General features: G+C 70.5%; 20 protein-coding genes. 9 read left to right on the top strand and 11 right to left on the bottom strand.

Annotation, left to right across the window (positions count from 1 at the left end; genetic code table 11):
• The 3 genes from AB0F52_RS25650 to AB0F52_RS25660 form a co-directional block, all read left to right on the top strand.
• A partial coding sequence (locus tag AB0F52_RS25650) for a hypothetical protein (RefSeq protein ID WP_360176713.1) occupies positions 1-105 on the top strand: 105 nt, incomplete at its 5' end.
• Entirely contained in the window at positions 102-1490 is a 1389-nt protein-coding gene (locus tag AB0F52_RS25655) for a family 2B encapsulin nanocompartment shell protein (protein ID WP_360175922.1), read from the top strand. The genes AB0F52_RS25650 and AB0F52_RS25655, both read left to right, overlap by 4 nt.
• Positions 1490-2509 (top strand): family 2 encapsulin nanocompartment cargo protein polyprenyl transferase, encoded by a 1020-nt coding sequence (locus tag AB0F52_RS25660; RefSeq protein ID WP_360175925.1) that lies wholly within the window; start codon positions 1490-1492, stop codon positions 2507-2509. Before AB0F52_RS25655 ends, AB0F52_RS25660 begins: the two co-directional genes overlap by 1 nt.
• Positions 2510-2696: 187 nt before the next feature.
• Here AB0F52_RS25660 and AB0F52_RS25665 read toward each other — a convergent pair whose 3' ends face one another.
• The 3 genes from AB0F52_RS25665 to AB0F52_RS25675 form a co-directional block, all read right to left on the bottom strand.
• Positions 2697-3578, bottom strand: a complete 882-nt coding sequence (locus tag AB0F52_RS25665; protein WP_360175928.1) for an IS3 family transposase — start codon at positions 3576-3578, stop codon at positions 2697-2699.
• Complete coding sequence (locus AB0F52_RS25670; RefSeq protein ID WP_360175931.1) at positions 3575-3865, bottom strand: transposase; 291 nt, start codon at positions 3863-3865, stop codon at positions 3575-3577. The genes AB0F52_RS25665 and AB0F52_RS25670 overlap by 4 nt, the downstream gene beginning before the upstream one ends.
• A gap of 65 nt (positions 3866-3930) precedes the next feature.
• The gene (locus tag AB0F52_RS25675; protein ID WP_360175934.1) at positions 3931-5064 is read right to left on the bottom strand and encodes a CapA family protein; all 1134 of its coding nucleotides are present in this window, start codon (positions 5062-5064) and stop codon (positions 3931-3933) included.
• Between the two features lie 367 nt (positions 5065-5431).
• Between AB0F52_RS25675 and AB0F52_RS25680 the strand changes: the two genes are divergently transcribed.
• From AB0F52_RS25680 to AB0F52_RS25700, 5 genes are all read left to right on the top strand, one after another.
• A complete protein-coding gene (locus AB0F52_RS25680) occupies positions 5432-6406 on the top strand; it encodes a substrate-binding domain-containing protein (RefSeq protein WP_360175937.1) in 975 nt (324 codons plus the stop codon).
• A 63-nt stretch (positions 6407-6469) separates the two neighbouring features.
• Positions 6470-8008 carry a sugar ABC transporter ATP-binding protein gene (locus AB0F52_RS25685; protein ID WP_360175940.1) on the top strand — a complete coding sequence of 513 codons (1539 nt, stop codon included), beginning with the start codon at positions 6470-6472 and terminating at the stop codon, positions 8006-8008.
• A complete protein-coding gene (locus tag AB0F52_RS25690) occupies positions 8005-9030 on the top strand; it encodes an ABC transporter permease (protein WP_360175943.1) in 1026 nt (341 codons plus the stop codon). Before AB0F52_RS25685 ends, AB0F52_RS25690 begins: the two co-directional genes overlap by 4 nt.
• A 2-nt stretch (positions 9031-9032) precedes the next feature.
• Positions 9033-9680 carry an FCD domain-containing protein gene (locus AB0F52_RS25695; protein ID WP_103335629.1) on the top strand — a complete coding sequence of 216 codons (648 nt, stop codon included), beginning with the start codon at positions 9033-9035 and terminating at the stop codon, positions 9678-9680.
• Positions 9681-9763: 83 nt separating this feature from the next.
• The gene (locus AB0F52_RS25700) at positions 9764-10840 is read left to right on the top strand and encodes a glycoside hydrolase family 88 protein (protein WP_360175947.1); all 1077 of its coding nucleotides are present in this window, start codon (positions 9764-9766) and stop codon (positions 10838-10840) included.
• A gap of 27 nt (positions 10841-10867) precedes the next feature.
• On the opposite strand, the gene AB0F52_RS25705 is transcribed toward AB0F52_RS25700, so the two are convergent.
• The 6 genes from AB0F52_RS25705 to AB0F52_RS25730 form a co-directional block, all read right to left on the bottom strand.
• Entirely contained in the window at positions 10868-12175 is a 1308-nt protein-coding gene (locus AB0F52_RS25705) for a DNA polymerase IV (RefSeq protein WP_360175950.1), read from the bottom strand.
• 1 nt (position 12176) lies between these two features.
• Positions 12177-12488: a transcriptional regulator gene (locus AB0F52_RS25710; protein WP_103335624.1), complete on the bottom strand. Its 312-nt coding sequence runs from the start codon at positions 12486-12488 to the stop codon at positions 12177-12179.
• Entirely contained in the window at positions 12485-13108 is a 624-nt protein-coding gene (locus AB0F52_RS25715) for a hypothetical protein (RefSeq protein ID WP_360175954.1), read from the bottom strand. The genes AB0F52_RS25710 and AB0F52_RS25715 overlap by 4 nt, the downstream gene beginning before the upstream one ends.
• Positions 13109-13165: 57 nt before the next feature.
• Positions 13166-13897 (bottom strand): ABC transporter permease, encoded by a 732-nt coding sequence (locus AB0F52_RS25720; RefSeq protein ID WP_360175957.1) that lies wholly within the window; start codon positions 13895-13897, stop codon positions 13166-13168.
• Positions 13894-14793, bottom strand: a complete 900-nt coding sequence (locus AB0F52_RS25725) for an ABC transporter ATP-binding protein (RefSeq protein ID WP_360175960.1) — start codon at positions 14791-14793, stop codon at positions 13894-13896. Before AB0F52_RS25725 ends, AB0F52_RS25720 begins: the two co-directional genes overlap by 4 nt.
• A gap of 165 nt (positions 14794-14958) precedes the next feature.
• Entirely contained in the window at positions 14959-16530 is a 1572-nt protein-coding gene (locus tag AB0F52_RS25730) for an alpha/beta hydrolase (protein WP_360175963.1), read from the bottom strand.
• Between the two features lie 263 nt (positions 16531-16793).
• On the opposite strand from AB0F52_RS25730, the gene AB0F52_RS25735 reads away from it, so the two are divergent.
• Complete coding sequence (locus AB0F52_RS25735) at positions 16794-17975, top strand: macrolide family glycosyltransferase (RefSeq protein ID WP_360175966.1); 1182 nt, start codon at positions 16794-16796, stop codon at positions 17973-17975.
• Here the strand turns inward: AB0F52_RS25735 and AB0F52_RS25740 are convergent.
• Positions 17963-19366, bottom strand: coding sequence for a caspase family protein (locus AB0F52_RS25740; RefSeq protein WP_360175969.1), 1404 nt, complete (start codon positions 19364-19366; stop codon positions 17963-17965). The two genes, AB0F52_RS25735 and AB0F52_RS25740, sit on opposite strands and share 13 nt — an antisense overlap.
• The gene (locus AB0F52_RS25745) at positions 19359-19736 is read right to left on the bottom strand and encodes a hypothetical protein (RefSeq protein ID WP_360175972.1); all 378 of its coding nucleotides are present in this window, start codon (positions 19734-19736) and stop codon (positions 19359-19361) included. The genes AB0F52_RS25740 and AB0F52_RS25745 overlap by 8 nt, the downstream gene beginning before the upstream one ends.
• Between the last annotated feature and the right edge of the window lie 10 nt (positions 19737-19746).

Raw genomic sequence — 19746 nt, forward strand, 5'->3', positions numbered from 1 at the left:
GCCATCATCTCCTACCTCGTCTCCGCCTACTACTCCGCCGCCGTCCTCGTCCCCGACGCCCTCGCCGTGCTGGAAAGCGCCGAGATCGGCCGGGAAACACCGTGACCGTCACCGAGGAAACGGCGTCGGTGCAGCTGTCGCTGAGTGTCCGTGCGGCACGGACGCTGACCACCACCACCAAAACGCTGCCGCAGATGCGCGGCATCACCACCCGCTGGCTGCTCTCCCAGCTCCCCTGGGTCGAAGTCCCCGCGGGCTCCTACCGCGTCAACCGGCGCCTCACCTACACCCTCGGCGACGGCAAACTCTCCTTCTACACCACCGGCGCCCGCGTCCAGGTCGTCCCCGCCGAGCTGACCGAACTCGCCCTGCTCCGCGGGTTCGGCGACGAAACAGCGTTGGGGGCGTTGGCGGACGCGTTCGAGCAACGCGAATACGAACCCGGCGCCACCCTCTTCGAGGCCGGCGCACCGCTGGACACACTGTTCCTCCTCGCCCACGGCAAAATCACCCGGCACGGCACCGGGCCGTACGGCGACGAACTGCATCTGGGCACCGCCACCGACGGCGACCACTTCGGCGAAGAACTCCTCGGCCCCGACCCCGGCGCCTGGACCTACACCGCCCGCGCCGCCACCCGCGTCACCGCCCTCGTCCTGCCCGCCGCCACCTACGCCCGCCTCAACGGCCGCACCGAATCCCTCCGCACCCACGTCGCCGAAGCGCTGTCACAGCCACGGAAGCCGCAGAACGCCAAAGGCGAAGCCGCGATCGACCTCGCCGCCGGACACGACGGCGAACCCCTGCTGCCCGGCACCTACGTCGACTACGACCCCTCCCCCCGCGAATACGACCTCGCCGTCGCCCAAACGGTGTTGCGCGTCCACAACCGCGTCACCGACCTCTACAACCAGCCGATGAACCAGCTCGAACAACAGCTACGGCTGACTGTGGAAGCGTTGCGGGAACGGCAAGAACACGAACTGATCAACAACACCGACTTCGGGCTCCTGCACAACACCGACCTCAAACAACGCATCCCCACCCGCACCGGCCCACCCACCCCCCTCGACCTCGACGACCTCCTCTGCCGACGCCGCAAAACCCGCCTCTTCCTCGCCCACCCCCAAGCCATCGCCGCCTTCGGCCGCGAATGCACCAGCCGCCGCATCTACCCCGACACCATCCTCCTCGACGGCAAACCCGTCACCGCCTGGCGCGGCGTCCCGATCCTGCCCTGCGACAAAATCCCCATCACCGCCACCGGCACCACCTCGATCCTCGCCATGCGCACCGGCGAAGACGACGCCGGCGTCATCGGCCTCCGCCCCAAGTCGCTCCCGGACGAATACCAACCCGGGCTCAACGTCCGCCAGATGAACACCAGCGACCACGCCATCACCTCCTACCTCGTCAGCGCCTACCACTCCGCCGCCGTCCTCGTCCCCGACGCTCTCGGCGCCCTCGACGACGTCCAGGTCGGTCGCTGATGACGACCATGAACACGCGCACCGCGGCCCGTCCGCTCGCCGACGTCCTCGCGTGGAGCAAGGGGCTCGTCGACCCGGCGCTGCGGGCGGCCGCCGAGCGGCTGCCGGAGACGATGCGGCGGATCGCCGCCTACCACTTCGGCTGGCAGGACGCCGACGGGCGGCCGGCCGCCGCCGACGGCGGCAAGGCGCTGCGGCCGGCGTTGGTGCTGCTGTGCGCGGAAGCCGCGGGCGGGGAGGCGGCCGACGCCGTGCCCGCCGCCGTCGCGGTCGAGCTGGTGCACAACTTCTCGCTGCTGCACGACGACGTCATGGACGGCGACACCACCCGGCGGCACCGCGCGACGGCGTGGACGGTGTTCGGCACCGGGCCGGCGGTGCTGGCCGGGGACGCGTTGCTGAGCCTGGCGTTCGAGGTGCTGGCCCCGAGCGGGGCGGCGAACGCGAAGGTGCTGTCGGCGGCGACGCTGGCCCTGCTCGAGGGACAGGCCGCGGACCTGGACTTCGAGCAACGCGACGACGTCACCCCCGGCGAATGCGTCCGGATGGCGGAGGGCAAGACGGCGGCCCTGCTGGGCGCGGCCTGCACGCTCGGGGCGGCCTTCGGAACGCCCGGCGCGGATCGCTTCGGTGCGTTCGGCCGAGCGGTGGGCCTGGCGTTCCAGCACGTCGACGACCTGCTCGGCATCTGGGGCGACCCGGTCGTCACCGGCAAGCCGGTGTACTCGGACCTCCAGAACCGCAAGAAGTCACTACCGGTGGTGACGGCCCTGTGTTCGGGCACGCCCGCCGGCGCGGACCTCGCCAAGCTCTACACCCGGCCCGAGCCCCTGGACCAGGCCACGCTGGCCCGCGCGGCTTCCCTCGTCGAGGCCGCGGGCGGCCGCCAGTGGAGCCAGGCCCAGGCGGAGGCGTTGCTGGCCAAGGCCTTGCGCGACCTCACCGCGGCCGGCCCGCCCTCCCGCGCCACCGCCGAACTCGCCTCCCTGGCCCGCCTCATCACCACCCGAACCCACTGAACCCCGTGATGGAAGCGCCAACTCGCGTGATCAGAACGCCAACTCACGTGATTGGAGGGTCGACACACCGCGGGCCAGCCGGTGCGGCCGTGTCGACTCTTCAATCACGCGTGCCGGCTTCTCAATCACGCGTGTCGACCTGCTGATCACAGTTATGGAGTTGCCCCGGTGAGGCGGACACGGGGTTTTAGGCAGCTGGGGTTTGAACGTAGCTGGTTCGGGCTTCGGCTGGGGTGTTTTGGCCGATGGTGGAGTGCAGCCGTTTGTGGTTGTAGTAGCGCAGGTAGGTGAACACGTCGTGGCGGGCTTGGGTCCGGGTCCGCCAGATCGAGACCCCGATTTCGGTCTTGAGGGTGGCGAAGAAGGCTTCGGCGACGGCGTTGTCGTAGCAGGACCCGACCCGCCCAACAGACGGCCGGATCCGGTGTTCGGTGAGGGCGGTGCGGAACTGGCCGGAGGTGTACTGGACGCCGCGGTCGGAGTGGAACACCGCGTCGTCTTCGATGAGGCCGCGAGCGGCGGCGAGGTCGATGGCGTCGCAGACCAGGTCGGTGCGCATATGGTCGGCCATGGCGTGGCCGACGATTTCGCGGGTGTGCAGGTCGATGACGGTGGCCAGGTAGAGCCAGCCTTCGAAGGTGGGCAGGCAGGTGATGTCCCCGACCAGGCGCGTGCCGGGTGCGGTGGCGGTGAAGTCCCGCCGGATCAGGACACTGACTGGGGTGACCGGCCCGGCGGCCGGTCGGGTCAAAGCTCGGCGTTTGCGGCGGGTGATCCCGGCCAGCCCGTGTTCGCGCATCAGCCGCTCCACCCGCTTATGGTTCACGAGGTGGCCGCGCCGGTGCAGCTCCGCGGTCACCCGCGGCACTCCGTAAGCACCTCGATGCTCGGCATGGATCGTGGCGATCAGGGTGACCAGTTCTTGCTCGGCCTCCGCCCGCGCGGCCCGGGCTGTTTCGGTGGCGACCCATTCGTGGAAGCCCTGCCGGCGCAGCCCGAGGACCTGGCACAACCGCTTCACGCCGTAGGTGGCGCGGTGTTCGGAGATGAACCGGTAGCGGTAGATCATCGATCCATCTCGCGCGCAAAATAGGCGGCCGCTTTGCGCAGGATCTCCTTCTCTTTCTCCAGCTCAGCGACCCTTTTCCGCAACCGTTGCAGCTCCAGGTCCTCACCCGGATCCTCCGCCGGCGGCCCGGCCTCCGCGGCCTGCTTGGCGGTGTTGACCCACGAGCGCAGGGTCTCGTGGTTGACCCCGAGTTCGCGGGCGATCTGCCGCAACGGACGGTCACTCGAGTTGACCAACTCGATCGCATCGCGACGGAACTGCTCCGGATACTTCGACCTGCGCGACACCAGGACATCCTCCCTCCAGACCACTGTCTGGAATCAAGGTGTCCGGCCCCACGGGGCAACCCCAGTTACTTGCCGGGGCGGGTGAGGCCGGACTTGGCGGCGCCGAGGCTCAGGATGTTCTTGTCCGTGTCCTGGAGGGCCTTGGTGACCTGGGGAGACGGCGGGGATGTCGACAAGTCGATCAGGCGGATGGGGGCTTCCAGCCGGATCAGGGTCGGGACGTACTCGGCCTTGTCGACCTTCCAGCGGTCGCCGTCGCGGACGAAGCGGAAGCGGGCCGCCGCGCCTTCTTCCGTGTCGCCCTTGGGTTCGGAGTGGCGGGCGACGCTGTTGCCGAGCCCGTAGGCCACCCACTTGCCGCCGATCTTCTCGAACGGCTGGACCACGTGGGCGTGGTGGCCGACGATCAGGTCGACGTCGTCCGACGCCAGGATCTTCTTGGCCTGCGACCGCTGTTCGGCCGTCGGCTCGTGCTGGTACTCGACACCCCAGTGCAGGCTCGCGATCACGACCTGCGCCCCGGCCTCGCGAGCCTTCCGAGCCGCCGCCAGGACGTCGTCGACGTCGATCTGGTTGGCCAGCCACGGTTTCCCGGCGGGCACCTTGATGCCGTTGAAGCCGAACGCGTACGACACCTGGGCGACCTTGACGCCGTGGACGTCGAGGATCAGCGGCTTCGCGGCCTCGGCGGCCGACCGCGCCGAGCCGGTGTGCTTGACGCCGACGTCGTCGAGCTTGTCCAGGGTCCGGGTGACGCCCTCGGCGCCCTGGTCGATCGTGTGGTTGGACGACGTCGAGCAGGTGTCGTAGCCGGTGTCCTTGATCGCGTCGGCGATCTCCGGCGGCGCACTGAACGACGGGTACCCGCTGTACGGCCCGCCCTCCGGCGCCAGCGGCGTCTCGAGGTGGCAGATCCCGAGGTCGGCGCCGGAGATCAGCGGCTTGATCCCGGCCAGCAGCGGCCGGTAGTCGATCTTCCCGCCGCCGTCGGCCTGGGCCTGTTCGGTCAGCGCCGGATGGATCAGGACGTCCCCGGTGGCGACGACGCTGAACGAGCCCTCGGGGGCGGCGGCTCCCGCGGAAGAAGCGGCCGTCTCGGGAAAGGGCGTCGGTGCCGGCCCCTGCTGCGGCGGCGGGCCGCTGCAGGCCGCGGCCAGGAGAGCGATCCCGGCGAGCGCGGCGACGCGGTGCTTCGTCATCGGTCCCCCTAACGTGGTCCGGCCATCCTGCCAGCCGGGCGAATCCGGCAGAGACGGCCTGCCTGGTCGCGTGAAACTTCCACCACAGTCGACAACACCGATCAGAACATCGCTACGAGACAAAACCGGACAACGCGCAGCCCAGGACGGAAAAAATACGATAAATCATCCCCGTGTGGGTGATCAAGAAACTACCTAGAGTAGGTCTCACTCCGCTAACTGCGCCTTGACGCTCCTCGAACGGGTGTTTTGTAATACGAGTCACTTCGCGAACTACACCCGACCCACCCGACCTCGGCCCTCATGGGAGCACTCGATGTCCACATACCCGCACAGGTTTCGTACCTGGAGCGTTGTTGGTTGTTGTTTGATTTCCGGCGCTCTGCTGGCCTCCTGCTCTTCGGGCAAAGACACCGCGGCACCACAGCAGCAGGCGCCCACGAACGGCAAGGTCACCCTGTACTACCTGCAGAAACAGGGCGACCAGCAGTACTTCGTCGAGCAGGCGCAGGGCGCGCAGGAGAAGGCCAAGGAGCTCGGCGTCGAGCTCAAGGTCGTCAACCTCGGCCAGGACGCCAACAAGGCGATCACCGAACTGGACGCCGCGGTCGCGCAGGGCGCCAACGGCGTCGCCATCGTCGTCCCGGACCAGGCGATCGGCCCGCAGGTGATCGACAAGGCCAAGAGCGCGGGCATCCCGCTCATCGCCTCCGACGACGTCATCAAGGACGGCACCGGCGCCAAGGCCCCGTTCGTCGGCTTCAACGGCAGCCAGATGGGCGACTCGGTCGGCACCGAGGCCGGGAAGCTGTTCAAGGCCGCGGGCTGGGCCGCCGCCGACACCAAGATCATCAGCGCGTACAAGCAGGATCTGACCGTCTGCACCGACCGCGTCAACGCCGCGAAGTCCGCGTTCGCCAAGGCCGCGGGTGCCGACGTCCAGGTCATCGACGTCGGCACCGACAACTCCCCCGTCGACGCGCAGAACCGCTCCGGCGCGGTGATCGGCTCCAACCCGGGCGTCAAGCACTGGGTCGTGTGGGGCTGCAACGACGAAAACGAAACCGGCGTCGTGACCGCGCTGGCCAACTCCGGCGTCCAGGCGAACAACATCATCGGCGTCGGGCTCGGTGCGTACCTCACCTGCAAGGACTGGGCCGCGAGCAAGGACACCGGCAACAAGGCCGCGCTCTACATCTCCGGCGCCGAGGTCGGCCGCTCGGCGATCCAGGTGCTGGTCGACAAGGTGAAGAACGGCAAGGAGCTGCCCGCGGAGACGATCGCCAAGACCACGATCGTCAACAAGGACAACTACAAGCAGGCCGGCGTCAACTGCACCTGACCGCTGTCCCGCGGGCGGTGCCGGCCGCACCGCCCGCGGGCCTCCTCCGCCGAAGGGCCGCACATGTCCGCCTCTCCTCCCGCACTCGCCGTCGAGGGCATCGGCAAGCGCTTTTCCGGTGTCACCGCCCTCGACGACGTCTCGCTGGAGTTCCGCTCCGGCGAAGTCCTGGCCCTGATGGGCGAGAACGGCGCCGGCAAGTCGACGCTCCTGCGCGTGCTGTCCGGTGACCAGGGCCCGGACGAGGGCCGGCTGCTCCTGGACGGCACCGAGGTCACGTTCGACACCCCGCGCGCGGCGATGGCCGCCGGGGTGCGCGTGATCTACCAGGAACCCGAGATCATCCCGCACGTTTCCGTGGCGGAGAACGTCTTCGTCGGCGAACTGCCCGCGAAGGCCCGGGTGTTCAGCCGCCGCACGCTCACCAAGGCCACCCAGGACGCGCTCGCCGAGTACGGCTTCGAAGGCGTGCTCGACCCGGCGACGCTCGGAGTCGCCCTGTCGGCCGCGCAGCGGCAGATCGTCGAGATCCTCCGGGTCCTCACCGCGGCCACCCCGCCGAAGGTGATCGCGTTCGACGAACCGACGTCGTCGCTGTCGGAACACGAAGTCGAGGCGCTGTTCCGGCTGATCGGGCGGCTGCGCGACAGCGGCGTCGCGGTCGTCTACGTCTCGCACCGGATGAAGGAGATCTTCCAGCTCGCCGACCGCGTCGCGGTGCTGCGCGACGGGAAGCTCGTCGGCGTCCAGCAGGCCGCGGAGACCGACGAGGCCGGCCTGGTCCGGATGATGATCGGCCGCGACCTGTCGGCGCTGGAACGCCGCGTCACCCAGGACACCGGCGACGTGGTCCTGAAGCTGGCCGACGTCACGACCGACGACGTCACCGGCATCTCGTTGCAGGTCCGCGCGGGCGAGGTCGTCTGCCTGGCCGGGCTGGTCGGCGCCGGACGCTCCGAGCTGGCCCGCGCGATCGTCGGCGACCTGCCGATCCGGTCCGGGACCGTGGAGCTCGCCGGCAAACGGCTGCGCGCGCACAACCCGGGTGACGCGGTCAAAGCGGGCATCGGGTTCGCGCCCGAAGAGCGCAAGACGGACGCGTTGCTCATGCAGCGGTCCGTACGCGACAACGTCTCCATCGCCGTCCTGGACCGGCTTCGCCGCTTCCGGGTCGTGAAGCGGGCGAAGGAACGCGCGCTCGTCGAGGAGTACGTACGCGAGCTTCGCGTGCGGACGCCGTCGATGGAGCAGGAAGTCCGCAAGCTTTCCGGCGGCAACCAGCAGAAGGCCGTCCTCGCGCGATGGCTCGCGCGACGGCCGAAGCTGCTGATCCTCGACGAGCCGACGCGCGGGGTCGACGTCGGCGCGAAGGCCGAGATCTACCGGATCATCGACGGCCTCGCCGCCGAAGGCATCGCGCTCCTGGTCATCTCTTCCGACCTTCCGGAGGTGCTGACGCTGGCCGACCGCATCCTCGTCATGCGGGCCGGGCGGCTCGCGGGCGAGATCAGCCGCGAAGACGCGACCGAGGAAGCCGTGCTGACCCTCGCCATCCCCGAAACCGAACCAGCCGTGGACGAAGCCCAGGAGATCGGCGCATGAGCACCCCCACGAAGGAAACCTCGGCCCCCGCCGCCCCGGCGCAACCGAGCACCGCACGCCGGGTCTTGACCGGCATCGGCGTGCAGAACTCGAGCCTGATCATCACGCTGATCGCGCTGGTGATCCTGCTGAGCGTGCTGAACGAGAACTTCTTCCGCACCAACAACCTGCTGCTGATCGGCAGCGCGATCACCATCATGGGACTGCTCGCGCTGGTGCAGACCCTGGTGATCATCCTGGGCGCGCTGGACATCTCGGTCGGCTCGATGGCCGGGCTCGCCTCGGTCATCTCGGCGATGGTGTTCACCTCGACCGGCAACGCCGAGGTCGGCATCCTCGCCGCGGTCGGCGTCGGCATCCTGTGCGGCCTGGTCAACGGCATGATCATCATCTTCGGCCGGGTCAACCCGGTGGTCGCGACGCTGGCCATGCTCGCCACCTACAAGGGCATCGCACAGGTCATCTCGAACGGCAAGGCACAGGGCTACACCGGCGGCGACGACCTGTTCATCTTCCTGGCCAAGGGGGCGATCGCGGGCCTGCCGTCGCTGGTGTGGGTGTTCCTGATCGTCGCGGCGCTGCTGCACTTCCTGCTCAAGTACACCGACATCGGCCGCAACGTCTACGCCATCGGCGGCAACGACACCGCCGCGCGGCTGGCCGGCATCAACATCAACCGGTACATCATCGGCGTGTACGCCCTCGTCGGCGTGGTCGCGGCGATCGCGGGCGTGCTGATCACCGCCCGCACCGGGTCCGGCCAGCCGACGTCCGGGTCCGAGGGACTGGAGCTGCAGGCCGTCACCGGCGCCGCGCTCGGCGGCACGATGCTCAAGGGCGGGCGCGGGTCGATCATTTCGACCGTGCTCGCGGTGGTCATCCTGGGCGTGCTCGACAACGGCATGTCCGGGCTGGGCATCAACCCGTTCTGGCAGAACGTCGCCCACGGTGCCCTGCTGGTGATCGCGGTCGTGCTGCAGCAGCTGCGCAGCGGGGAGCGGCGCGTCGGCCTGCCCGAGTAGCGGTGCGGAACCTCCATGCACGCATCGTCGACGAACTCGGCCGGCTGATCGTCGAAGGCGTCCTCGGGGACGGGCAGCCGCTCGTCCCCGAGGAGCTCGGCCGCCGGTTCTCCGCGTCCCGCACGGTGGTGCGCGAAGCGTTGCGCGTGCTCGAGTCCAAGGGCATGGTCACCGCGCGCCCGCGGGTCGGGACCTGGACGCTGCCGCCCGAGGCGTGGGACGCGATCGACCCGGACGTCATCGCCTGGCGCGTCGGCGGTCCCGGCGGCCGCGAGCACCTGCGCGAGCTGCTGGAACTGCGGCTGGCCATCGAACCGCAGGCGGCGCGGATCGCGGCCCGGCACCGGCGTCCCGACGAGCTTTCGGCGATGGCCTCGGCCTACGCCCAGATGGCCGACGCGGTCGAGCGCGGCGACGGCGAAGCGTTCCGGGACGCCGATTCGCGGTTCCACGCCGCACTGCTCCGGGCGTCGGGGAACACGCTGATCGCGCAGCTGCAGGTGCCCGTGGTCGCCGCGCTGAAGGCGCACGGCGAGCCGATGGAGCTCGTGGCGCATTCCCGGGTGCTGACGCTGGTGCTGGCGAAGAACGCCGACGGCGCCGAATCCGCGTGCCGCCGATTGCTGGAAACCGTTGCGGCGTACCGCTGATCGGTACCTTGACACGGCTACCGGGACGCGCTTCACTCGCTGCGGATCGACCGCCGCCATGACGTGCTGAGGAGAATGCTTTCATGCGTTTCCCGGGAATTCGCGGTTTCGGCGTGCTCGCGGCCACGGCGTTGGCGGGCAGTCTCTTCACCGCCCCGGTGGCGACCGCCGCGACCTGCACCGTTTCCGACGAAATGGTGGCCGCGGGCAACTACTGGGTCGCCAACGGGACGAACCTCGACGCGCCGGACTGGCAGAACGCGACGTTCCACGTCGGCAACCTGGCCCTGGTCCGGACCACCGGCCAGTCCAACCACAAGACGTACCCCTGGGCGCAGGCCAACAAGTACCTGCTCCCGGAAGACCCGAAGCGGCCGTTCTTCCCGGACAACCAGGCCGCCGGCGAGGCGTACCTGGACCTGTACACGTACTTCCACCCGGAGATCCCGCTCGACTCGATCCGCACCCGGATCAAGGCCGAGGTGGCTTCCGTGCAGGCGGGCCACCGCGATTACTGGAACTACGTCGACGCGCTGAACATGGCGATGCCGTCGTTCGCCCGGATGAGCCTGATCGACCACGATCCGTCCTATTTGGACACGATGCAAACGCTCTTCTCGTACACCGAGCACAAGCTGTTCAACGAGTTCACCGGCTTGTGGTACCGCGACGCGCGGTTCAAGGGGTCGGGCGTGTTCTGGTCGCGCGGCAACGGCTGGGCCCTGGCGGCGTTGACGAAGGTGCTCCAGGTGCTGCCGACGGACGACCCGCGGCGGCCGGAATACCTGCGCGTGTTCAAGAAGATGGCGGCCACGCTGGCTTTGGTCCAGCGGCGTGACGGCTTCTGGAACTCGGACCTGCTGAACCCGTGGGACCACGGCGGCCCGGAGTCCAGCGGCACGGCATTCTTCACGTTCGGCATCGGCTGGGGCGTCAACGCGGGCGTCCTCGACGCGGCCCGCTTCCGCCCGGTGGTCGATAAGGCGTGGACGGCGCTGTCGACAAAGTCCCTGCAGGCCGACGGCAAGGTGGGTTACGTCCAGCCGGTCGGCGACCGCCCGGCGACAGCTCACGCGACCGACACCGCGGCCTACGGTGTGGGTGCGTTCCTGCTGGCGGGCCAGCAAGTGGCGAAGCTGCAAGGCTGCTCAGCTGCCTAGGGCCAAACGCCCCAATAATGTGGCACTTCAGCGTAGGCAGTCGCCGGGGTCGCCGCGGGTCAGGGCCGGGTCGGACTGGAGGAAGGTCCGCGCGGTGCCGGGTCCCGATGACCGGTGCTCGAAGCGGACCGTCACCCGGCCGTGGCCCGCGCCCTGGACCCAGCCCGTGCCGAACTCCTCGTGGACCACATCGTCGCCCTGGCGCCACTCCGACGGCGGTGCGGCGGCCGTCGCCGGGGCGGTGGACACCACCGTCGACGGCGCCGAGGGCGCGGCCAGGGTGAACAACGCGTCCTGGTGGGGCACCGACAGGCCGCTGTAGGCGACGCCCGCCAGCCGGATGCCGCCGAATTCCGCCGGGTCGATCAGGAGCCGCTCCGCCGTCCCCGCCAGCTCGGCCAGGTCGTCCGTGGGCGCGGAGATCGTCTCCGAACGGGTCACCGTGTGCATGTCCGTGTGCCGCAGCTTGATCACCACCGTCCGGGCCACCCGGCCGGCCTTGACCAGCCGCTGGTGCGCGCCCACCGCGATCCGGCGGACCTCCGCCCGCAACGTCGGCAAGTCCTTGATGTCGGTGTCGAACGTCGTCTCGGCGCTGACCTGCTTGGTCTCGGCGCGGCCGGCCACCGGGCGGTCGTCGGCGCCGGTCGCGAGCCGCCGCAGGTCGCGGCCGACCACGCCGCCGAGCGTGGCCACGGCGTCCTGTTCGGACAGTGCCGCCAGCTGCCCGAGCGTCTGGACGCCGATGAACCGCAGCTTGCCCTCGGCGACCGGGCCGATGCCCCACAGCGCGCGCACCGGCAGCGGGGCGAGGAACTCCCGTTCGGTCCCCTGCGGCACCACCAGCAGCCCGTCCGGTTTGGCCTCGTCGGAGGCGATCTTCGCGATCTGCTTGCCGTTGCCCGCGCCGATCGACGCCACCAGGCCGGTTTCCGCCCGGATGCGGGCCCGCAGCGCGGCGCAGAACTCCGTCACCGCGTCGAAGGACGCGCCGAGCAGCGACGGCGGTTCGGCGAAGGCTTCGTCGAGAGAGATCTTCTCCAGCACCGGCGCCACCTCGGTGACGACGGCGAAGACCTCCTGGCTGAGCCGCTCGTAGACGCGGAACCGCGGCGGCACGATCACGCCGTTCGCCGGCAGCAGCCGCCGCGCCTGGGCCATCGGCATCGCCGACTTGATGCCGAACGCCCGCGATTCGTAGCTCGCGCCGGCGACGACGCCGCGGGGCCCGAGCCCGCCGACGAGCACCGGGCGCCCGGCCAGCGTCGGGCGGGTGAGCTGCTCGGCCGACGCGTAGAAGGCGTCCAGGTCGAGGTGGATCACCCAGCGGCCCACGTCAGTCCCCGCCGGTGGCGTCCAGCAGCTGGTGCAGCGCCTTGGTGTAGCTCTCGAACGCCGCCCGGCCGGCCGCGGTCAGCCGGACCAGGGTGACCGGCGTGCGGTGCTCGTAGGCCTTGGTGATCTCGACGTACTCGGCGTCCTCGAGCTTGCGCAGGTGCGTCGAGAGGTTGCCCGCCGTCATGTCCAGGAGCTGCTGCAGCCGCGGGAAGGTGATCTGGTCGCCCGAGCGCAGCCCGGCCAGCGCGACCGTGACCCGCAGCCGCGCCTGGGCGTGGATGACCGGGTCGAGCTGCGGCAGTTCGCTCATCGGCCGGTCTTCTCGCGGACGAAGTAGACGATCGCGCCGAGCAGGAACCCGCCGCCCCCGCAGACGGTGAGCACGAGGAAGTTCGCCGGGTACCCGACCAGCACGCTCAGCGCGGCCGACACGATCATCCACGCGCCGAGGCCGTACATGAGCTTGTCCTGCCACACCATGCCGCCCGCCAGGTACATCACGCCGGTCAGCAGCAGCCACGTGCCGGTCCACAGCAGCGAGACCTGGTCCGTGGACAGCGCCTGGAAACTCGTGATCCGGATGTCGACGACCATCAGCCCGATCGAGCCGAGCGCCCAGCCGTAGCCGTACATCGCCCCGACCGTGCGGGACGGCCCGCGGATCCCGCGGCCGGTGCGGATGCTGGTGAACGTCGTGTAGGCGACGGCGCCGAGGAACAGCAGCGGGACGACGAGACCGCCGGCGACCCAGCCCGGCACCCCCACGCCGGGCAGCGTCGTGACGTACGTGAAGCCCCAGCCGACGATCCAGGCGAGGGCCCAGGCCGCGAGCATCCGCGCCGGGCCCCCGCCCAGTTCCCGGCGCGTCCGCCGGTGCTGCTGGGCGATCAGGTTCAGCGACTCCTCGGCCGACATCGGCTCGTCTTCCACCTGGTTCGCCCTCCTCCCGTGCAGACCCCTCAACGCTGCACGGAAGCTAACACGCAATCAGAGCCGGGCCGTGTCCAGCCGGAACCGGCGCACCACGACCAGTGCGGGCACGACCAGCCAGCCCGCCAGCACGAGCACCGCGACCCACGTCCCGGAAGCGTGCGTCAACGGGTCGATGCCGACCCGGCGCAGCCAGTAGGTGGGCACGAAGTGCGCCACCGTCGCCATCCAGCCGGGCAGGATCTCCAGCGGGATCCACAGGCCGCCGAGCATGCCGAGCGGCATCATCAGGGCGCCGGTGACCGCGCCGACCGTGTCGCCCTTCCCGAACAGGCCGATCGCCAGGCCCAGGACGGCGAACGGGAGGGTGGCGGCCCACAGGAAGACCAGCTGCCTGCCCCACTCGGCCATGGTGAGCGGCTCGCCGCGCAGGAAGCCGACGAAGAAGATCGCCAGCAGCACCGGGAGGGCGACTGCCATCGCCGAAGCGACCTTGACGGCCAGGTAGCCGGGGCCGCGCATCGGCGTCAGGCGGAGCTGGCGCTGCCAGCCGTCCGTGCGTTCCTGCGCAACCCGGGTGCCGGTGAACAACGCACCGCCGCTGGCGCCGTACGCGGCCATGCCGATCATCGTCTGGGTGCTCGAGTGCAAGCCGCTGTCGAGGACGTAGTCGCCGAAGATCGCCCCGAAGAGCAGGTACATCGCGACCGGCATGCCGATGGTGAAGATGGTGAACTGCGGGCTGCGGACGATCCGCTTGATCTCCAGGCTCAGGTATGTCGTGTTCACGCGGCGACCTCCTCGGCGGTCAGCGCCAGGAAGGCCTCTTCGAGGCCGAGCGCGGTGATTTCGATGTCGGACGCGGCCGGGTGCGCCGCGAGCAGGGCGCGGATCGCGGTGTCGGAGTCGGCGCAGGCCAGCTCGGCGCGGCCGCCGCGCAGCTGGACGCCGGTGACGCCCGGCAGGTGCGCCAGTTCGGCCTCGGTGGCGCCCGGGACGGCGGCCTTGAGCACCCGGCCGGACACCGCGGCCCGGACCTCGGCGACCGGGCCGTCGGCGACGACGACGCCGTGGCGCATCAGAACGACCCGGTCGGCGTAGTCCTCGGCCTCGGCGAGGTAGTGGGTCGCGAACAGCACGGTCCGGCCGCCGGCGGCGAACTCGCGGATGGCCGCCCAGAACGCACGCCTGCCGTCGACGTCCATCGCCGCGGTCGGCTCGTCGAGCACGAGCAGCTGCGGGTCGCCGGCCAGCGCGAGCGCGAACCGGACGCGCTGCCGTTCGCCGCCGGACAGCTTGCCGCAGCGGCGTTTGACGAGCTTTTCGAGGCCCGCCCGGGCGATCACCTCTTCGGCGGGCAGCGGCTTCTCGTGCGTCGAGACGATCAGGCCCACGATCTCGCCGACCGTGGCGTCCGGCAGCAGCGCGCCGTTCTGCATCATCGCGCCGACGAGCCCCCGGTCGACGGCTTCGCGCGGGCTGCCACCGGCGACGGTGACCTCCCCCGCGTCCGGCTTGGTCAGGCCGAGCAGCATGTCGACGGTGGTCGACTTGCCCGCGCCGTTCGGCCCGAGCAGCGCGACGACCTCGCCGCGCGCGACCTCGACGGACACCCCGCCGACCGCCGTGACCTGCCCGAACCGCTTGGTGAGGCCGTGCAGTGCGAACGCCGGTCCCCCAGTCATGGCGTCCTCCTTTCCTGGACTTTGAATCGCAGAGTTGATACGCACTTTGTAACACAAAGTCCACGCGGACTCAAAGCCCCCGGCGTCGGAAAGCACGCGGAGCCCATAAAGAAGCGGGGTGCCGGGCAGTGTGCCCAGCACCCCGCTTCTCAGGGTTTACGCAGGTCAGCCGGCAAATCGCCCGGCCACCATGCCCTGCGTCGCCGCGACGTCGGCCTTGGCGGCCGTCGGCGCCGGCGGCGTCGGCTGCGGCAGCGGCGCGCACTCGACGTCGGCCGTGCGGCCCGGCTTGCGGGCCGGGAGCGCGCCCGTCGCCAGGTAGTCCGCGATCTTGTTGTCGACGCAGGCGTTGCCGCGCGGGGTGATCGCGTGGCTGGTACCGCCCGGCTCCGAGATCAGCGAAGCACCCGGGAACCGGCTGCGGACCTCGAGGCTGCCCTCGAACGGCGTCGCCGCGTCGAGCGTCTCGTCGATCATCAGGACGCTCTGGACGCCCCGGCCGTCGACCTTGGCCGGCTTCCCGGCCTTCGCCGGCCAGTACAGGCAGGGCGCGTTGAACCACGCGTTCTGCCAGGTGAAGTACGGCGCCTTGGCGAAGGTCTGCCAGTTGTCGCGCTTCCACTGGTTCCAGCTCTGCGGCCACTGGACGTCGGTGCACTGCACGGCGAGGTACACCGCGTAGCCGTTGTCGTCGCCGCGGCCGCCGAAGGCCTCGAAGAGCGTCTTCCAGTTCTGCCAGTCACCCTTGTTGACGAACCGGGACAGCGCGTCGCCCAGCAGCGTCCAGCGCAGCTGGTAGTAGCCGGCCTGCTGGATGACGTCGATGATCTCGTCCGGCCCGATCACGCCGCCGGCCGGGTTGAAGGACGTCTTGAGCAGCTGCTCGTTGACGACCCGCTGCACGGCGGCCTGGGTCTTGCCGAGGTGGTAGACGTCGTCGTGCTGGGCGACCCAGCCGAACCAGATGAGGATGTTCTTGTCGAAGGCGACGTCCTGGTTGAGGTTGGCGCCGTACCAGACTTCGCGCGGGTCGACCGTCGAATCGAGCACCATCCGGCGGACGTTCTGCGGGTACAGCGAGCCGTACACCTGGCCGAGGTAGGTGCCGTAGGAGTAGCCGTAGAAGTTCAGCTGCTTCTGGCCGAGCGCCTGGCGGATGGAGTCCATGTCCTTGACCGTGTCGGTCGTCTTCATGTTCTCCAGCAACGCGCGCGAGTTGTTCTTCGCGCAGGCTTCGGCGTACCCCTTGGACCGGTCGAGCCAGGTCCGCTCCAGCTGTGGGGTGAACGGCACGTACTGCGGCCGGTTGTAGTCCATGTAGTTCGGGTCGCAGCTCAGCGCGGGCTTGCTGGCGCCGACGCCGCGCGGGTCGAAGCCGATCCAGTCGTAGGCGTCACCGGCGTGGTTGGGCACGCGCGGGCCGCGGGTGGCCAGCAGCAGGCCGGAACCGCCGGGGCCACCGGGGTTCGTCAGCATGACGCCCTGGTACTGCGCGTCGGGCGCCTTGTGCTTGACGCGGCTGACGGCGAGCTGGACCTGCTCCCCGGCCGGCTTGCGGTAGTCGAGCGGCACGCCGAGGTACCCGCATTCGGCGCCGGCGGCGACCAGCGTGGGATCGGTGCACGGTCCCCAGGCGATCGCCGCCGGGGCGGCGGGCGCGGCGGTCGCGGCCGGGGCGGCCACGAGCGCGGACGCCGCCGCGGCGGCGGCCACCGCGGCGATTACGGCACGTCTCACTGTTTTCTCCCTTTCCCCTGCGTCTTCGGGCGGGAGAACCCTAGTCCCGGCCGGGGCCCGCGGGGACGGCATGACCGCGAATGCCCTACGAAAGGTGGAAATCGGGTGGCGCGGTCGATCCGGAATCCCGTACGGTCGGTTTCATGATCTTCTTCATCCGGCTCCGCCTCGCCTGAGACGGCGTGACCGCCGGACTCCCCGCCGACCGGGAGGGTCCCTTCACCTGCGCGCCGTCTGTTCTTTCTTCGTCTTGAAGGAGCACCATGCTGCGCAAACACATCGTCATGGTCGGCTGCACCGCGCCGAGCCACATCTACCCGTCGCTGGGCCTGATCAGTGAGCTGGTCCGCCGCGGGCACCGGGTGTCCTACGTCGTCGGCGCGCCACTGGCTCCGCTGGTCGCGCCGACGGGCGCCGAGGTCGTCGAGCACCCGACGACCTTCCCGCTCGGCGAGGCGGCGGTGTGGCCGGACGACCCGGCCGACGCGATGCGCGTCTTCCTCGACGAAGCCATCGCCGTCCACCCGCTGCTGACGGCCCGGTTCGACACCGACCGGCCGGACCTGGTGCTGTACGACATCGGCGGGCTGGGTGCGCCACTGCTGGGAGCGCGCTACGGCGTGCCCGCCGTCCAGCTGTCGCCCACGCTGGTGGCGTGGGAGGGCTACGACGAGGACATGGCTTCGGTGATGGAGCCGATCAAGACGTCACCGTCCGGTGTGGACTACGCGGCCACGTTGTCGCGGTGGCTTGCGTCCCACGGCGTTCAGGCCGATCCCTGGGCGTGGCTGGGGCACCCGGCGCGGGTCCTGTCGCTGATCCCGCGCGCGATGCAGCCTGAAGCCGACCGGGTGGGTCCGCACGTCCGGTTCGTCGGGCCCTGCCTGGATCCGGCGCGGCTGGCCGACCGGTCGTGGACGCCGCCGGCGTCGGGCCGGCGGGTACTGCTGGTGTCGTTCGGGACGGCGTTCAACGACCAGCTTCCGGTGTACCAGGCGTGCGTTTCGGCGTTCGCTTCGGATTGGCACGTCGTGATCTCGCTGGGGAAGCACGTCCCGCCCGCTTCAATCGGGCCGCTGCCGTCCTCGGTGGAGGTGCACGAGAGCGTCCCGCAACTGGCGGTGCTCGAAGCGGCGTCGGCGTTCATCACGCACGCCGGGATGGGCGGGGCGACGGAAGCGCTGTGGTTCGGCGTCCCGACGGTGGCGATTCCGCAGGCGGCGGACCAGTTCGGCAACGCCGCCCAGCTGGCGGCACTCGGGGTGGGGCGGCATCTGCCCGCCGATTCGGTGACGGCTTCATCGCTGCGCGAGGCGGTCGAGGAGGTGTCTTCGTCGGCTTCGGTGGCTTCGGTGGCTTCGCGGCTGGCGGAGTTGAAGGCGGAGATCCGTGGCCATGGCGGGGTTTCCTTCGCCGCGGATGCCGTGGAGTCCTACTTGGACTGACCGCGCAGGCCGGCCAACCCCATTCCGACGAAGACCGCGAAGACCACGACGAGCATGGTAGCCAGCCAGGCCGGGACGCCCGCCGCGACCACCCCGGCCACCAAGGCGAGGGTCAACGCGGCCGAGCCGAAGTAGAACGCGGCGTTCCGGCGGCGCAGCGCCCGCTCGGATTCGTTCAGCGGAGTCGCCGGCAATGGTCCGGCGGGGCGTGCGGATTTCGGCTGGGCCGGCCGCTGCCCGGCCGGGATCGCCGACGGTGATCGACCGGTTCCCGGCCGGGCCGGCGCAGCCGGTCCCGCGGTTCCCGCCCCCGCCGGAGCAGCCAGTCCCGCGGTTCCCGCCCCCGCCGGAGCAGCCAGTCCCGCGGTTCCCGACCCCGCCGGAGCCGCCGGCTTCGGCGGGGCGACCTCCTCCGTCGCCGGCTCGGCCGCGACCGGCTCGACCGGCCCTTCGCCCTCGGCCACCCATTCCCGCGCCGCGGCCGAGACCGTGCGGCTGTCGTCCTCCACCAGCCGCCGGATCTCGTCCGTCGTCCGCGCACGCACGACGTCGTTGCCCACCCGGTTCAGCCGCTTCAACCCCTCCAGCGCGTTCATCCGGTCCGAAGCGATCGGGCTCGCCAAGCCGTGCTTCACGTACTCCGGCAGCGCCCACCGCGGATTGCGCGCCAGCACGATGCGTCCCTCCACATCGGACTGGTGCTTCGGCCGCTGCCTCGGCATCTCCGCCACCACGCGCTCGTGGACGTAGCTGTACAGCTCGTCCACCGTCACGTCGCCGTCGCCGTCCAGGTCCGCGCTTCCGTCGCGCAGGCCCGCCACCAGGTGGCGGGTGAACACCGAGCGGGCCGCCGACCCCACCACCGCGTCGCCTTCGAAGGAGTACTGCGTCGCGTCCGACGCCGTGAGCACCGCGCGGCCGCGGCCCTGGAACCGCTCCAGCGTGTGCACGTCCGTGCTCGCCTTCGCCAGCTTTCCCGCCGGAAACGCGCCGCTGTAACAGCAGTCCAGCACCAGCACCTTCTGCCGGGACGGGCACCCCGCCATCGCCCGGTCGACCAGCTCCGCCGCCAGCGCCGTGAACATCAGGCTGTCCCGGCGGGTGTTGGCCATCGCCAGGTACAGGCTGCCGTCGTCGTCCTTGACGCCGTGGCCGGTGAAGTACAGCAAGGTCAGCTCGTCGCGGCGCCGGCCGCGGTAGAACTCGCCGATCGCCTCGCCCACCACGTGGTGGGGCTGGTCGACCAGGGTCGTCACCTCGAACCCCGCGATCGCCGGGTCGCTCAGCACCGCCGCCAGCTCCCGCGCGTCGCCGCCGGGTGCGGTCAGCCGCCGCAGGGCCGGGTCGGCGTACGTCTCGGTCGCGATCAGCAGCGCGTGGCGGCTAGCCATGGCGGCGGACGAAGGCGTCGATCAGCTGCTGGCGCTCGGCCGTCGTCGCCCGCTCCAGCTCGACCGTGTCGCCGTCGATCGTCACCTTGATCTTGTGGCGGCCCGCCTGGCGGCCCAGCCACTCGCGCAGCGTCTCGACGAGCCCGGGGAACACGCCGCCGGCCGCGCTGAACGCCACCATCAGCGAGCCGATCGTCACCGGGTCGGCGCCCTTCGCGCCCGGTGGGAGCTCGCCCGGGACCGTCAGCACGTCGACGTCCAGTTCGTCCAGCTCGGCACGCAGCCGGCGGGCCAGCAGGTCGAACTCCTCGGCGTCCGCCTCGCCGTCCGCTTCGAGCCGAACCAGGGCCCGCGTGTCCGATTCGGTCATGCGGGCCATG

It is taken from the genome of Amycolatopsis sp. NPDC024027 (assembly GCF_040638975.1).
Lineage (GTDB): Bacteria > Actinomycetota > Actinomycetes > Mycobacteriales > Pseudonocardiaceae > Amycolatopsis.

Excerpts from the sequence above, each read along its gene's own strand:
- AB0F52_RS25745 (WP_360175972.1), bottom strand. The coding sequence starts at position 19,736 with ATGACCGAATCGGACACGCGGGCCCTGGTTCGGCTCGAAGCGGACGGC.
- AB0F52_RS25710 (WP_103335624.1), bottom strand. The coding sequence starts at position 12,488 with ATGAGCGAACTGCCGCAGCTCGACCCGGTCATCCACGCCCAGGCGCGG.
- AB0F52_RS25690 (WP_360175943.1), top strand. The coding sequence starts at position 8,005 with ATGAGCACCCCCACGAAGGAAACCTCGGCCCCCGCCGCCCCGGCGCAA.
- AB0F52_RS25725 (WP_360175960.1), bottom strand. The coding sequence starts at position 14,793 with ATGACTGGGGGACCGGCGTTCGCACTGCACGGCCTCACCAAGCGGTTC.
- AB0F52_RS25740 (WP_360175969.1), bottom strand. The coding sequence starts at position 19,366 with ATGGCTAGCCGCCACGCGCTGCTGATCGCGACCGAGACGTACGCCGAC.
- AB0F52_RS25685 (WP_360175940.1), top strand. The coding sequence starts at position 6,470 with ATGTCCGCCTCTCCTCCCGCACTCGCCGTCGAGGGCATCGGCAAGCGC.
- AB0F52_RS25700 (WP_360175947.1), top strand. The coding sequence starts at position 9,764 with ATGCGTTTCCCGGGAATTCGCGGTTTCGGCGTGCTCGCGGCCACGGCG.
- AB0F52_RS25735 (WP_360175966.1), top strand. The coding sequence starts at position 16,794 with ATGCTGCGCAAACACATCGTCATGGTCGGCTGCACCGCGCCGAGCCAC.
- AB0F52_RS25660 (WP_360175925.1), top strand. The coding sequence starts at position 1,490 with ATGACGACCATGAACACGCGCACCGCGGCCCGTCCGCTCGCCGACGTC.
- AB0F52_RS25665 (WP_360175928.1), bottom strand. The coding sequence starts at position 3,578 with ATGATCTACCGCTACCGGTTCATCTCCGAACACCGCGCCACCTACGGC.
- AB0F52_RS25675 (WP_360175934.1), bottom strand. The coding sequence starts at position 5,064 with ATGACGAAGCACCGCGTCGCCGCGCTCGCCGGGATCGCTCTCCTGGCC.